We start from the raw sequence: 13,328 nt of genomic DNA, 5'->3' as shown, positions 1-13,328 counted from the left end.
CAAGGCACGATTCGCGCGGGACCGGACCGAACAGGAATATGGCTGAATAGAAAAAGGCCGGATCTACCTGATCCGGCCCGAGATTGACTTGGTGTCACGACGGCGGCGCTTGCTTGAGGCCATGGGGAGATTGGTTGCGATGCCAAATATGTCCGGGGGCATGGCACCAGCCGGCGTATTGTTGATCCGGAATTCTGTGTCCGTTTGTATCCTGTCACTTGGTCCGTTGGTCTGGAAACGAACCTAGTTCGAATCAAAAATACCCGCAATTTCAATCGGTTAAAATTCAAACTGAATTCATCTGAAATGTGATCTATCTCTAACCTTTACGCGTTTCAAAGGAGCAAAATTCATGGGCGCACTCGACAACAGGGTTGCAATCGTTACCGGCGCTGGCGGCGGAATAGGTCGTGCCATGTCCACGCGGTTCGCCAGAGAAGGTGCGGCGGTCGTGTGCGTGGATATCGATGCGAAGCGAGTCAATGCGGCCGTCGATGAAATTGTGGACGGCGGCGGGAGAGGTATCGCACTGACGGCCGATGTCGCAGTCGAAGCCAGCGCCGAAGCCGCCGTCGCAGCCGCAGTCGAAGGCTTCGGAGGCCTCCATGTCCTCGTCAGCAATGCGATCTACGATCTCCCCCTCGCCCCCCTTACCGAGATTCCCTATGACGATTGGCGACGAACCATGGACGTCAACCTCAACAGCGCCTTCCTGTTTTCCAAACATGCCATCCCGGCGATCGACGCGAATGGTGGCGGCAGCATCATCCTGATCGCCTCTCAACTCGGACGGACCGCAAAGCCCGGTCGCCCCTGGTATTGCGCCCAGAAAGGCGCGCTCATCAATATGGCCAAGGCCATGGCGCTCGACCATGCGCACCAGAATATCCGGGTCAACAGTCTCTCCCCGGGGCCGGTCGAGACCGATCGTTTCGTGACCAATTTCGAAGACCGGAGCGCCGCCCAGGCCGCCAATAGCACCATGTTCGACCGGCTCGGCAAACCTGAAGAAATCGCCGCCGGCGCGGTGTTTCTCGCCAGCGAAGAATCCTCCTTCATGACCGGGTCGGACCTCTTGATCGACGGTGGTTACACAGCCGTCTGACCTTGCATTGGTTTCAGTTGCAACTATTATTGCGACAAAACTGAAGGGACAACGCGATGGACGGCGGAACGACCATGGACCAGGCGGATTATCAAAGCGGCCTCGGCAATTACTTTTCGACCGAGGCATTGCCCGGCGCGCTTCCGAAGGGACAAAACTCGCCTCAGAAGGTTCCCTATGGGCTCTACGCCGAAGGGATCAGCGGCGCCGCCTTCACGGTGCCGCGCGCGGAATCCCGACAGACATGGTGCTACCGCATCCGGCCGACCGCCAAGGCCCCGGCCTATAAGCGCCTCCAACAGGACAGCTGGCACGCGCCGAACGCCGGCGACGCACCCGCTTCACCCAACCAGATGCGCTGGGACCCATTGCCGCTGCCGGACGTACCGACCGATCTGATTGAAGGTATGCAAAGCTACGCCCTGTGCGGCGATGTCCATCATCAGGCCGGGGTCGGCATTCACTTGTACGCGGCGAACCAATCGATGTCCGACCGGTTCTTCCACAACGCCGATGGAGAAATGCTCTTCGTGCCGCAACAGGGTCAGCTGACCCTCCTTACGGAGCTCGGCAGGCTCGACGCAGCGCCCGGCGAAATCGCGGTCATCCCGCGCGGCATCAAGTTCCGGGCCGAGCTCCCGCAGGGCGCATCACGCGGCTATGTCTGCGAGAATTACGGTCTGCCGCTTCGGCTGCCGGAGCTGGGTCCGATCGGAACCAACGGCCTGGCCAGGCCGCGCGACTTCCTGACCCCGCACGCCGCATTCGAGGATCGGCGGGGTTCCTTCGAGCTCGTGTTCAAATTCGACGGTGGTCTCTGGACGACCACAATCGACCGTTCCCCCCTCGACGTGGTCGCTTGGCACGGCACCCATGTGCCGTACAAATACGACCTGGCGAATTTCATGACGTTCGGTACCGTCAGCGTCGACCATCCCGATCCGTCGATTTTCACTGTGCTGACGTCACCCTCGCCCGACCCGGGTACGGCGAATGTGGATTTCGTGATCTTCCCACCACGCTGGATGGTCGCCGAACACACATTCCGCCCGCCCTGGTTCCACCGCAACGTGATGAACGAATTCATGGGTCTCGTTGAAGGCACCTACGACGCCAAGGCCGACGGGTTCTTGCCCGGCGGCGCCAGCCTGCATAACTGCATGGCCGGGCATGGCCCCGACGCGACGACATTCGAGGCCGCCAGCACGGCAGAACTCGCACCCGAGAAGATCGACGGCACCCTCGCCTTCATGCTCGAGACCCGCTACGTGCTCCGCCCGACGGACTTCGCGCGCAGCACGCCGTTGCTACAGGGCGACTACCAGGATTGCTGGGCCGGGTTAGAGGACAGGTTCGACCCGACACGGCCCTAGCCAAGTAAACAGCCAATTGTCTGATCGCCTGTAAGCCATAGAATAGCTCCACCTTGGTGTGGACAATCAACTACGAGTAGCGCGGGACAGGCAATGGAACCAATCAATCCCGAACAGGCGAACAACGAATTTGGAATCTTTACGCGGCATGAAAAAATGCCCAACGGGGAACATCGATTTCGACTGAAAAAATCTGATGGCACAGCCTATATCCGCACAGAGGCTGGACTGCACGGGGCCTGGCAAGAGAGCCATTTCCACCTGAATGTGCGTGAAACCTACATCGTTCAGTCGGGCTGGATTGCGTATGCCGAAGAGCAGGGCGGCAGGTTTACGATCGAGATATTTCGACCCGGCGAACTGTTTACGACGCAAATTGGTATCGTTCACAACGTCTATATGTCTGCAGGGTCCGTTATCCACACAGTCAAACATGGATCAAGCCAGGAAGACGATCGGCATACGCACGGAACCCAAGAATTTGATGCAAAATGCCGGCGCATCAACACTGACAGCGAACTCCTGGACTACGTCGCAAACAATCCCAAGCCCTCTAAGAACGATTCGGTTTACAGCTCGGAGTATCGCCACTTCGACGGATTGATATGGCAAGTACCGGCCTGGGTGACGGCAATTTTCGCGCTCACCACAGGTGCACTCGGATCCCAGAATCTCGACGCCGTCGCGAACATGACCAAATTCTCGGCATCATCACTGACCGTTGTTTTCCTCCTGATAGTCGCGGGTACGATTTTCTGTTTTTCCCACGTCATGTTCAGGTTCCGCATGCACCAAAAAACGATGAAGCGATATTCCAGAACGCCGATCTGGGCATCGGCCAGTTCATGGACCCAACTGCTTATAAATATTCAGGCGTCAGCCCTGCTCGCTCTAGCCCTGGTGGTTGCTGGCGCAGAATTCTCCTGGGCCTTGTTGTTCTCGCTTTCCATTCTCGCGGCCATAACGATTCTTTTCGAATGCCTTATGCGCACCAAATAGCAATTCCGTAAAACGAACGCACAAGCCCGCTACTACTTCTCCGGAATCACCGGCAACAGCACGTGGGACGGATGGTCCGGGCCTGTGTGCAGCGTGACCTTCTTGCCGAAGACATCGAGCGGCCGGTTGGACGGCATCTCGTGCTTGAACGGCCCAACACCATACTGGACCCGGCCCGCGATCATCGGATCGCCCGGGGTCCAGCCGGGATAGACATAGTCCCGCCCGCGGACACTCAGGCCCAGCCGGTAGCCCTCCGGCAAGACAATCGACGTCGGCCAGATCTCGATGTCGAGCTCATAGATCTCGCCCGGCGTCAGCGGCTGCACCTCGTCATGGGTGTGATAGGGCCGGTAGGGCAGCGTCTGGTCGGTATCGATCTTGCGATGTGACGCGCGCAACCAGCCAAGCCCGACGGGTGTGTGGGGGTCGTTGGCGCCCTTGTAGACAACTTCTTTCATGTCCGGTTTGAAGGCCCGAAGGACGAGGAACAGATCTGCATCCTCGGTCTCCGAAGAAATGAACAGCTTGGCCGTGACGGGGCCGGTGATCTCGGTCTCCTGCACCATCGGCGATGTCAGGAACGTCGCGCCGTCACCCATCGCCTCATAGATGTAGCTCTGCGCCTCGGCCATGGGCGCCTCGGAAAGCGTCTTGCCGGCAGGGTCGAGATACATCTCGGTCCATTCGGTACGCGGGATCGGCCATTCATCCTCGGCCCGTTCGACGAACACCTCGTCGGGGTGACGTATCAGCAACTGCACCTTCGGCTGCTCGCCCCAACCGGTGTCCTCGCCTTTCAGAAAATGGCCGAGGAAGCGGCGCTGCAAATCCATGCCGTAGTCGGTGTAATAGTGGGTGAAATGCTCCAGCCCATGAATCTCGAGCCATTTCTGATCGCTCGCCGAATTCACATACCCTTCCGTGTTGCCGCGCGGATGGAGACCCACACCGCCCCAGTTGCCCGACGACAGCAGCGGCACGTTGATCTTGGAATAGTCCGGCATCCGGGCTTTCCAGTAATCGTCCACCAGGGGATGGTTGAGGATATCCCGCCCGAAATCCGTGCGATTGTCCGCCAGTTCTTCTTCGGAAAGGGTTTCCGGCCCGGATATCCATTCGCCGTTGAGGCGGCTTTTCTGCCCAAGCGCACCCTTGCCGTGCTGGCGCGGAACGACGGCCGAGTTGTACCACATCGATGGAAAACGGCACGCGATGCCGCCGTGATGGCCAAGGTCCCGGTAGTAATCTGCGGCCCCTTCCCAGACGCACATCGCCGCCAGATGTTTCGGCTGGAGCGATGCAACCTGCCACTGGTTCATGCCGTAGTAGGAAATGCCCGAGGTGCCGACCTTGCCGTTCGACCAGGCCTGGGTTCCCGCCCAATTGATGCAGTCATGGAAATCCTGGGCCTCGCGCGCCGACCAGACATCGAGAAACCCCTGGGACCGGCCCGCACCACGTGAGTCGACGCGCATGCAGATATAGCCGTCCGGCACCCATTTCTCGGGATCGACCAGCTCCCAGTTCTGATAACGGTTCGACGATCCGGCCAGACAGTCGGGGTAATCCTCGACCATCTGCTTCCACTGGTGAGGATAGCCGTCTTCCCAGGCGAGCCACTTGGCATAGGGGCCGTAGCTGATGATCACCGGGTATTGGCCATCATCGTCGGGCCTGTAGATGTCGGCGCGCAGCACGATCCCGTCATCCATCTCGAGCGGCACATCCCAATCGATGCGCATCCCGTCATTGACCTTCGACGTCATCTGGCTGTCGCCGGGTGTCTGAATTCTGTTCATGTCTGCGTCCCCCCTGATTTACTCTATTTGCGTTTCTTGCCCGCGCGCTTCGGCGGGATGACCGGTAACAACAGATGCGACGGGTGGTTCGGCCCGCAATGGATCGTGACGTTGCCGCCATAGACCCGCGCGTCACGACCGTCATGGACGAAAGGTCCGACACCGGTGAATTCGTTCTTCATGTTCGACAACCGCCCGCCCGATCCACCGGGATAGACATAGTCACGACCGCGCACGGTAAGCCCCAGGCGATAGCCCGCCGGCACCACGATCGAGGTCGGCCAAACCTCAACGTCGAGTTCATAGACCTGACCCGGCTTGAGCGGCTGTTCCTCGTCATGACTGTGATAGGGCTGGTGCTTGCGTGACTTCCTCGCATCGAGCTTGCGATGCGACGCCCGCAACCAGCCTTGCGCAATCGGCGTATGGGGGTCGAGCGCCCCCTTGAAGGTAACTTCCTTGAGATCCGGCGCAAACAGCCGCACAACCAAAAACAGATCCGCATCCTTCGTCTCCGAAGACACAAACAGCTTGGCCGCCAGCGGTCCCGTAATCTCCGTTGCCTTGTCGGTTGCCGGCATCAGGAATGTCGCCCCGTCACCCAGGCCGGCATAGGTGATGCTGCGCTTTCGTTCGAGTTTGCGCGCACCGAGCGCGCCGGTGACGGGATCGAGATAGGCCTTGGTCCATTTCGTGCGCTTGATCGGCCACTCGCCTTCGGCGCGGGGCACAAACGCTTCATCCGGGTGACGGATGTTGAGCAGCACTTTGGGCTGTTTTTTCCAGCCGGTATCCTTGCCCTTCAGGAAATGTCCGAAGAACCGCTTCTGCAGATCGAGACCGTAATCCGTGTAGAACTCGGTCCAGTGCTCGCGGCCATGCATCTCCAGCCATTTCTGCCTGGACGCCGCATGCACGAACCCGTCGATGTTGCCGCGCGGATGCAGCCCCTGCCCGCCCCAGTTTCCGGCCGACAGCACCGGCACGTCGATCTTCGACCAGTCGGCCGACCGGCCCCGGTACCATGCATCGTCAAGCGTGCGGGTGCGTAGTTCGTGCGGCAGATCTGTGCGGTTCTTCTTCAGCGTGGCGCGGGTGAAGGTTTCCGGCCCGCAAACGAGATCGCCATGCACGGCGGAACGCGGGCCGTTCTTGCCCAATCCGTATTGCACGGATTCCACCTGCTTGTCGTACCAGTTGGTGACGAAGGTCGATAGGATACCGCCGTGATAATTGGAGTCCCGGTAATAGTCGCCGGCACCCTCCCACACACACAGCGCGGTCAGATGTTTGGGCTTCAGCGCCGCCACATGCCACTGGTTGATCGCGTAGTAGGAGATGCCGTTCAGCCCGACCTTGCCGTTCGACCAAGGCTGCACTCCGGCCCAGTCGATACAGGTTGCAAAGTCACGCGTCTCGCGTGGTGAACGCACATCCACGATGCCGGGCGAACGGCCCGAACCCCGGGAATCCACGCGGATGACCACATACCCGTCGGGCACCCATTTTTCCGGGTCCACGACTTCCCAGTTGGCGTATTTGTTGGTCGTCCCCTGGGCCACTTCGGGAAAGGTCTCGATCATGATGTTCCAGGCAGTCTCGTAACCTTCCTGGAATGCCAACCCCTTCGCATAGGGGCCATGGCTCATGATGACGGGGTAACGCCGTCGCGTATCGGGACGGAAGATATCCGCGCGCAGGACATTGCCGTCGTCCATTTCGATCGGCACATCCCAGTCGATCCGCATGCCGTCGCGAACTTCGGTGCGGAACTGCGGATCATCCGCGTAGGGTTTCTCCGCCATGTACCGGGCCCCGCCTATTTGGCCGGGATGATCGGCAACAAGACATAGCCGGCATGATCGTTGCCAAGATGCACCGTCACATTGTTGTCGAACACCTCCGGCGGCCGGTCCGTCTCATCGTCGTGCAGGAACGGTCCGACACCCGTAAACGCGTTCTTCATGTTCGAAAGGCCGGAATCGGGCTCACCGGGATAGACATAGTCACAGCCGCGGATCGACAGGGCGAACCGATAACCCTTCGGCACAACGATTCCCGAACCGTGAATCTCGATATCGAGCTCGTAGATCTCGCCCGGCGTCAATTCCTGTACCTCATCATGGGTGTGATACGGCGCCCATTCCTTCGAGCGCGCGGGATCGAGCTTGCGGTGCGAGGCCCGCAGCCAGCCTGATGCGACCGGTGTGTGGGGATCGAGCGCGCCGCGGAACGTAACCTCCTTCATGTCCGGCTGGAACACCCGCAGGATGACGAACATGTCCGCATCCTTGGTATCCGATGACACGTTGAGCTTCACGGCCATGGGGCCGCAGATTTCCGTGTCCTCCGCAGCGGGATTCGACAGGAATGTCAGGCCGTCACCCATCGCCTGATATGTGATCGTCGCTGCTTCGCTGGTGGGCGTTTCCGAAAGTATTTGTCCCACCGGCTCGAAATGGAACCTGGTCCATTGGGCGCGCGGCAGCGGCCAGTCCTCCTCGCCGCGCGGCACGAACTTCTCGCCCGGATGACGCACATTCAGCGACACGCGCGGCTGGTCCTTCCAGCCGGAATCGTCGCCCTTCAGATAACAATCGAAGAACCGCCACATCAGGTCGTTGCCATAGTCGGTGTAGTAGAGCGACCAATGTTCCAGGCCGTGGACTTCGAGATATTTTTCCTTCGAAGATGCCTGCATGAACGCGTTGAAATTGCCACGCGGATGCAGCGGCGCACCGCCCCAGTTGCCACAACTGAGGATCGGCACTTCGATCCTGGAGAGGTCCACCGCACGATCGGCAAAGAACTCGTCATCGAGCGGATGGGTGCGCAAGGATTGATGCAAATCGAACCGGTTGGCGCCCAACTCGTTATCGGACAAGGTCTCCGGACCGGCTGCCCATTCGCCATTGGCACGCGAGCGGAAACCGCGATCGCCGTAGCCGTGTTGCAGTTTCATGATCTGCATGTCGTACCAGTTCTTGGCGAACGTCGAGTAGATGCCCCCGTGGTAGCTTCCCTCACGGTAATAATCCGTCGAGCCTTCCCACGGGCAGATCGCGGCCAGGTGCGGCGGCTGCAGGGCGGCCACCTGCCACTGGTTAATCCCATAATAGGAAATGCCGCTGAGACCGACCTTGCCGTTCGACCAGGGCTGCACACCACCCCATTCAATGCAGTCGTAGAAATCCTTTGTCTCGCGCGAATTGAAGTTTTCGAGATAACCCGGCGAGCGGCCGGCGCCGCGAGAATCGACCCGCACCAGCGCATATCCGCGCGGCACCCATTTTTCGGGGTCAGCCACTTCCCAGGCCTGATGGATGTTCGAGGACCCACGCGGGACATCCGGATGATTTTCGCACATCAGATCCCAGCAGGTCTTGTAGAGTTCCTCGAAATGGAGGTCTTTGCCGTAGGGGCCGTAGGACATGATCACCGGATATTGGCCGTCATCGTCCGGGCGATAGACATTGGCGCGCAGAATGAGGCCGTCATCCATCTCGATGGGCACATCCCAATCGACGCGCATACCCTCACGGACCTCGCTTTTGAACAGTGGGTCGTCGGTATATTTGATGTCGTCCATGATCACTCCTCCCGAAACAGGCCCTTTCGGGCTTTTTTTGCATTCCTGGTACGGCCCTGAAAACGTTCAGGCCGAATCGTTTTGGGCGGCCCGTATCTCCTGGCCGCCCAAAATATTCTGCTACTTCTTGGCTGCGGCCTTCCGCGCCGGCTTCTTCGCCGGGATGATCGGCAACAGCACATGGGCCTGTTCCTTCGGCCCTGTGTGCAACGTCACATCGCCGCCGAAAATCTCCGCCGGTCGATCGCGCGGATCGTCATGGCGGAAGATCGCGCAGCCATTCCAGTTGGCATATTCGCCAAGTTGCACGTTGGAATCGCCCGGATAAACATAGTCCCGTCCGCGCACGGACAGTGCGACCCGGTAGCCCTTCGGCACGTGGATGCAGGTCGGCCAGACCTCGACATCGAGCTCGTAGGCCTTGCCCGGATCGAGGGGCTGTTCTTCGTCATGGGTGTGGTACGGGCGGTACGGCAGGCTCTTCTTCTTGTCGAGCTTGCGATGGGATGCGCGCAGCCAGCCCTGGGCGATCGGCGTGTGCGGATCGAGCGCGCCCTGGAAGGTGACTTCCTTCATGTCCGGCCCGAAGATCCGGACCACCAGGAACATATCGGCATCGCTGGTGGACGAAGACACGAAGAGCTTCGAGGCGATCGGCCCCGTAATCTCCATATCCTCTTCCAGCGGCGGGGTCATGAAGGTCACACCGTCGGAGAAGCCACCATAGGTGACGTCACCCTTGCTCTTCTGGGGTGTCCCCGAGAGGCTCATATCAGAGGGATTCAGATAGAATTTGGTCCAGTTGGTCCGCTTCAGGGGCCACTCATTCTCATGACGTTCGACGAACACCTCGCCCGGGTGGCGCACCTGGAGCTGGACCTTCGGCTGCTTGTTCCAGCCGTTCTTCTCGCCCTTCAGGTAGTAGCCGAAGAAACGCTTCTGCAGATCCATGCCGTAATTCGTATAGAAATGCGTCCAGTGCTCGATCCCGTGCACTTCGAGATACTTCTCTTTGGAGGCCGACTGAACGAAACCCTCGAAGTTGCCGCGCGGATGCAGGCCCTGCCCGCCCCAGTTGGCGGTCGAGAGCATCGGCACCTTGACCTTGGACCAGTCGGGCATGCGCGACTGCCAGTATTCGTCGGTGTCGAGCTTCCGGGCGAGACAATCCTCGTAGAAATTGTTCCGGTTGGCGCCGAGCTCTTCCTCGGTCAGTGTAATTGGACCGGAGACCCATTCGGCGTTCATGCGCGAGCGCTTGCCGTTGCTGCCCTTGCCGTGCTGCACCGTATAGACCTGCGCTTCCGACCAGTCCTTGACGAAGCCGTTACACATGATGCCGCCGTGATGGGCCATGTCGCGGTAGAAATCGGCCGCACCCTCCCACGGACAGATCGCCGCGAGATGCTTGGGCTGCAGCGCGGCGGCCTGCCACTGATTTTCGGCGTAGTAGGAGATGCCGTTCAGGCCGACCTTGCCGTTCGACCATGACTGGACACCGGCCCAATCGATACAGATCGCCAGATCCTGCGCCTCGCGCAGGGACCAGATGTCGATGACACCGGGCGAACGCCCCGTGCCGCGCCCGTCCACACGGATAACCACATAGTCATCGGGGACCCAGCGCTCGGGATCGACGACCTCCCAGTTCTGGTATTTCTCGCTGGTGCCGGATGCGATATCGGGGAAGTCCTCGACCATCCGCTCATACTGGTCATGATAGGCATCGTCAAAGTGAAGAAACTTGCCGTACGGACCGTAGGTCATGATGACACCGTACTTGCCGTTTTTGATCGGCCGGAACACATCGCAACGCAGCACGAGACCATCGTCCATTTCGATCGGCACGTCCCAATCGATCCGCATGCCATCACGCACGTCGGTCCACGATTGTTCGTCCTGATACGGTGTTTTCTTTTTCGCCATCGAAGCTCTCCCAGGAAACAAGATTATGCACCCGCTGAACGGGCGGTTTCGTTACCGGGGCAATGCGCCTCCGGGATCGGATATTATTGATTATAGAATAGTGGAATTTGCTCTTTTAGTTAAAGAGGTGCGTTACATTCGGATATCCCCGATGCGTGTGACGCAGGGCAATTACTCCGCGGAAATGTAGAACACCGCCCACGGCCAGCGGGCCTCGTCCTCTTCCGTCCCCTGTCCGCCGGGCACCTGATAGACAATCCAGACGGGTCCGCGTCCGCCGATGGGAAGATACGCCCCATCGGCTTTGATTCCCACGATCCACTCCCGGGCCGCAATGTCGGCGGCCGAAATCTCGACCGCAAAGCCGTCCAGGGCGACCATCGTAATTTTCGTTCCATTCCATCCCGCGGCCATCAGGACATCGACAAGGCGCGGCCCTTCCAGGGTGATGGCGCGCGGCCAGGGTGCCGCCTTGATCGTCGTCTTCACCATGCCGAGACGTTCCAGCATGGGCACGTCGAACGCCGCGGCCTTCGTGTAGTCATACTCCTGAGTCTTGAGAAACGAGGCGGCGAAGTGATCCGGAGCGCCACGGTTGGACCGGGTCACCGCGCCACCGATGGTCAGGATGACTGTCTCGCCGGGGTTCGGCAGATCCGCGGCACCCGCAGGCCCGACCAGAACAGCGAATGCGAACACTGCAACGGCAACGGCATGAAGAGGCTTGGTGATGATCATGTCTTTCACTCCGAGGGACATTCTACAGTCGGTTTTCCGGGTCGACGGTATAGCCCAGCGCGTTCATCCACAGAAGACTGGTCCAGCTGTCCATCGACGGATCGAGTTCCATACCGATGGCCCCCCGATAGCCCTTGTCGATGGCGCGTCGCACAAGCCAGAGAAGGTCAAGTTCACCCACCCCCGGCTCATGCCGGTCGGGCGGATTGCCGATCTGGACGTAACCGATCAGCGGCCAGTACTCGTCCATGATGTCCGACAGGGTTCCGGTTTCCTCATAGCGCATATGATAGGTGTCGTAGACGAGACCCACATTGTCGCGGCCCACCGCCGCCACGATGTCGCGCGCCTGGGCCATGGTCTGCATGGCCCAATCGGGAATGCGCCGCGCGGTGACCGGCTCCAGCAGGAACTGGCAGCGGTGATCGCCGGACGCAGCGGCGAAATAATCGAGGTTCTCAATATAGGTCTCGACGCAACGCTCGCGCGATTCTCCGGGTGGCACCGGCCCCGCACCCACATTGATCGAGTAGAAATTGCAATGCTGGATATATTCCAGCGCCTGATCGGCAGCACGCCGGAACTCGTCCTGCTTGCCGGGCTGGGCGCCCAACCCGCGCACGCCCGCATCCCAATCGGCCGGGACCACGCAATACATGAACTCCAGGCCGTGATCATCGAGCAGCGCCTTCAGCTCATCCTTGGGCAACTCGTAGGGGAAATGCCATTCGATCGCGGTGCAACCGATCTTCGCCGCGGCGGCAAACCGTTCACGGATCGGAAGCTCGAGGAACAGATGATAAAAATTGGGGGCGAAGCGGATCATGACCCTGGCATCCTATGCCATGATCCTATGCCGATCTCATGCCGCAATTAAAGCCCGGCAGCTCGGACAAATACATCAAAAGGCTTGTTCTCCCGTGCGACTACCCCCGTGACGCGGCGTGATGCTATGACCCATCTTCAACATACGGATGAACGGGGGTAACGGTGGATCTCAATCTCAAGGGCAAGAACGCGATCGTTTCGGGCGGCAACAAAGGTCTGGGCGCGGCGTCGGCCATGGCGCTGGCCGCCGAAGGCGCCAACGTCTTCCTGACCGCACGCAACGCGGACGACCTGAAAAGCACGGCCGACGAAATCACGAAGGCGCATGGGGTCGAGGTCGGGTTGCTGGCGATCGACATCACCGATGAAGGCGCGGGCGAAAAAATCGTCGAAGCCGCCCTCGGTCAGTTCGACAATATCGATATCCTCGTTAACGCCGCCGGTGCAGCACGCGGCGGGGTGTTCCACGACATCGAGGACCAGGTCTGGCGCGATGCGTTCGAGCTCAAGTTCCTGGGTGCGGTGAAGCTGACCCGCGCGCTCGTCCCCCACATGCAGGCCCGCAAATATGGCCGCATCGTCAACATGATCGGCATGTTTGGACGAGAGCCCGCAAAGCAGGCCCTGCCGGCCTCCGCCGTCAACGCAGCGTTCATGGCCGTCAACAAGGGGCTCTCGCAGATCTACGGCGGCGATGGCATCTTCGTGAACGCCGTCGATCCCGGCCCGACCCGCAGCCAGCGCATCCTGAACCTGTTTGCCGACATGGCCAAAGCCAACAACACGACACCGGAAGAACTCGAGAACGGGTTCCGCCAGCAGATCCCTATCGGGCGCCTGGGCGAACTGGACGAGGTCGCACGCGTGGTGACGTTCCTCGCATCTGACGCATCCGGCAACGTCAACGGCACGGTGCTGGCGGTCGACGGCGGCATGACCAAGGGATTGTTCTAGGCGCTCGCCTCGGT

Annotated in this window: 10 protein-coding genes; 4 read left to right on the top strand and 6 right to left on the bottom strand. The window is 60.0% G+C overall.

The genetic code is table 11. The annotated features are described in order from the left end of the window. Positions 1–352: 352 nt before the first annotated feature. From ABJ363_15360 to ABJ363_15350, 3 genes are all read left to right on the top strand, one after another. Positions 353–1,105: a glucose 1-dehydrogenase gene (locus ABJ363_15360; GenBank protein MEP4380371.1), complete on the top strand. Its 753-nt coding sequence runs from the start codon at positions 353–355 to the stop codon at positions 1,103–1,105. Between the two features lie 56 nt (positions 1,106–1,161). Then, a complete protein-coding gene (hmgA, locus tag ABJ363_15355; protein ID MEP4380370.1) occupies positions 1,162–2,478 on the top strand; it encodes a homogentisate 1,2-dioxygenase in 1,317 nt (438 codons plus the stop codon). Between the two features lie 93 nt (positions 2,479–2,571). Beyond that, the gene (locus ABJ363_15350) at positions 2,572–3,477 is read left to right on the top strand and encodes a hypothetical protein (protein ID MEP4380369.1); all 906 of its coding nucleotides are present in this window, start codon (positions 2,572–2,574) and stop codon (positions 3,475–3,477) included. A gap of 32 nt (positions 3,478–3,509) precedes the next feature. Here ABJ363_15350 and ABJ363_15345 read toward each other — a convergent pair whose 3' ends face one another. The 6 genes from ABJ363_15345 to ABJ363_15320 form a co-directional block, all read right to left on the bottom strand. After that, positions 3,510–5,279 (bottom strand): CocE/NonD family hydrolase, encoded by a 1,770-nt coding sequence (locus ABJ363_15345; GenBank protein MEP4380368.1) that lies wholly within the window; start codon positions 5,277–5,279, stop codon positions 3,510–3,512. Between the two features lie 23 nt (positions 5,280–5,302). Beyond that, positions 5,303–7,084 (bottom strand): CocE/NonD family hydrolase, encoded by a 1,782-nt coding sequence (locus tag ABJ363_15340; GenBank protein MEP4380367.1) that lies wholly within the window; start codon positions 7,082–7,084, stop codon positions 5,303–5,305. 14 nt (positions 7,085–7,098) lie between these two features. Then, a complete protein-coding gene (locus ABJ363_15335; protein ID MEP4380366.1) occupies positions 7,099–8,868 on the bottom strand; it encodes a CocE/NonD family hydrolase in 1,770 nt (589 codons plus the stop codon). 120 nt (positions 8,869–8,988) lie between these two features. After that, a complete protein-coding gene (locus ABJ363_15330; GenBank protein ID MEP4380365.1) occupies positions 8,989–10,794 on the bottom strand; it encodes a CocE/NonD family hydrolase in 1,806 nt (601 codons plus the stop codon). Positions 10,795–10,965: 171 nt separating this feature from the next. After that, positions 10,966–11,532: a hypothetical protein gene (locus tag ABJ363_15325; GenBank protein ID MEP4380364.1), complete on the bottom strand. Its 567-nt coding sequence runs from the start codon at positions 11,530–11,532 to the stop codon at positions 10,966–10,968. A gap of 22 nt (positions 11,533–11,554) precedes the next feature. Continuing rightward, positions 11,555–12,358, bottom strand: coding sequence for a TIM barrel protein (locus tag ABJ363_15320; GenBank protein ID MEP4380363.1), 804 nt, complete (start codon positions 12,356–12,358; stop codon positions 11,555–11,557). Between the two features lie 164 nt (positions 12,359–12,522). Here ABJ363_15320 and ABJ363_15315 point away from each other — a divergent pair, with 164 nt between their 5' ends. Then, entirely contained in the window at positions 12,523–13,314 is a 792-nt protein-coding gene (locus ABJ363_15315) for an SDR family oxidoreductase (protein MEP4380362.1), read from the top strand. Positions 13,315–13,328: the final 14 nt, after the last annotated feature.

This window comes from Alphaproteobacteria bacterium (assembly GCA_039980135.1).
Taxonomy (GTDB): domain Bacteria; phylum Pseudomonadota; class Alphaproteobacteria; order UBA6615; family UBA6615; genus UBA8079.
Note: the sequence above shows the minus strand (reverse complement) of the source record. Positions and strands in the feature narration are given on the sequence as shown.

Bases quoted from the DNA above. Each gene is read 5' to 3' on its own strand.
- ABJ363_15360 (MEP4380371.1), top strand. From the start codon at position 353: ATGGGCGCACTCGACAACAGGGTTGCAATCGTTACCGGCGCTGGCGGC.
- hmgA (MEP4380370.1), top strand. From the start codon at position 1,162: ATGGACGGCGGAACGACCATGGACCAGGCGGATTATCAAAGCGGCCTC.
- ABJ363_15350 (MEP4380369.1), top strand. From the start codon at position 2,572: ATGGAACCAATCAATCCCGAACAGGCGAACAACGAATTTGGAATCTTT.
- ABJ363_15345 (MEP4380368.1), bottom strand. From the start codon at position 5,279: ATGAACAGAATTCAGACACCCGGCGACAGCCAGATGACGTCGAAGGTC.
- ABJ363_15340 (MEP4380367.1), bottom strand. From the start codon at position 7,084: ATGGCGGAGAAACCCTACGCGGATGATCCGCAGTTCCGCACCGAAGTT.
- ABJ363_15335 (MEP4380366.1), bottom strand. From the start codon at position 8,868: ATGGACGACATCAAATATACCGACGACCCACTGTTCAAAAGCGAGGTC.
- ABJ363_15330 (MEP4380365.1), bottom strand. From the start codon at position 10,794: ATGGCGAAAAAGAAAACACCGTATCAGGACGAACAATCGTGGACCGAC.
- ABJ363_15325 (MEP4380364.1), bottom strand. From the start codon at position 11,532: ATGATCATCACCAAGCCTCTTCATGCCGTTGCCGTTGCAGTGTTCGCA.
- ABJ363_15320 (MEP4380363.1), bottom strand. From the start codon at position 12,358: ATGATCCGCTTCGCCCCCAATTTTTATCATCTGTTCCTCGAGCTTCCG.